This is a genomic window from Paramagnetospirillum caucaseum (assembly GCF_000342045.1).
GTDB classification, from domain to species: domain Bacteria; phylum Pseudomonadota; class Alphaproteobacteria; order Rhodospirillales; family Magnetospirillaceae; genus Phaeospirillum; species Phaeospirillum caucaseum.
This window is the reverse complement of sequence record NZ_AONQ01000181.1, coordinates 1-979: the sequence shown is the minus strand read 5'-3', so window position 1 is coordinate 979 and position 979 is coordinate 1. Positions and strand designations below refer to the sequence as shown.

Annotated in this window: 1 protein-coding gene; it reads right to left on the bottom strand. The window is 65.3% G+C overall.

Features of this window, described 5'->3' with window-relative positions; genetic code table 11:
- Positions 1-801, bottom strand: an 801-nt coding sequence (locus H261_RS22900) for a cache domain-containing protein (RefSeq protein ID WP_008622753.1), incomplete at its 3' end; no start/stop codon positions are given.
- Positions 802-979: the final 178 nt, after the last annotated feature.

Genomic DNA, 979 nt, shown 5'->3' with positions numbered 1-979 from the left:
ATCGCTGCGCCGCAGAGTGTCGGCGCCGACCAGGAAGGCCTCGCCGGTCTCGCCCAGCGCCGTCGGATCGTTGACGATGCGGTTGATCAGGTCCAGGGGCATCTGCAGGGCGATCACGCCCAGGAACTCGTCACCCGTCCCGAACACCGGCGCGGCCATCCAGGCCGCCGGACCCGAGCCGTTGGGATCGGCGAAGATGTCGCTGAACAGCACGCGGTCGCCGCGGGGATTCTTGAAGACCTTCTCGAACAGCCGGCCCTGGGGCGTGGCCTTGGCGGCCTCGGCCCGCAGATCGTCCATCAGGTTGCCGTTCTTCATGACGGTGTAGACCACCCGGCCGATGGAATTGACCAGGATGATGTCGTCCAGGCCGCGTTTTTCCACCAGCCGGGTGAAGGTCGGGTGGAAGGTGGCGTGGACGCCGCCCCATTCCGAACTGTCCATGAAGCCGCTCAGCTTCCAGCGCTCCCTGGGCGGATTGGGGTTGTCCTCCATATAGGTCTTGCGCAGATAGGCGGCGGGATCGGGGGTTTTCACCCCCAGGTCCTGCACGGCGGCGGCGAAGGCCCGCAGGGCCTCCATGGTGGTGACGTTGCCGGCCAGGATTTCCGCGTCCTGGGCCTGGGTCTCCAGGAAGGTGACGATCCTGGCGCGGCGTGCCTCGACCAGTCCCGCCATCTTGTCGTCCGACGCCTGGACCAGCTGGGCGGTGGATTTGGAAATGCCGATCACGGCGGTGGCCATGATCGACATGAAGGTCAGGGATACGATGACCAGCGGCAGTTTCCGAACGATCCGCATGTTGCTTCCTCCCGTCCCGCACCGCTTCTTATGTGGCCCGATGGCCTGGGTGCTGGGTGTCGCCGGCCCTTAGGGCCGCGAAACGAGACGGTCGGCCGGATTGGCGGCAAGGATAGCGATTTCGGCCCGATGAATTGTTATCATTTGCTGCCAGATTGATCGCCGATGCCGAACGCCG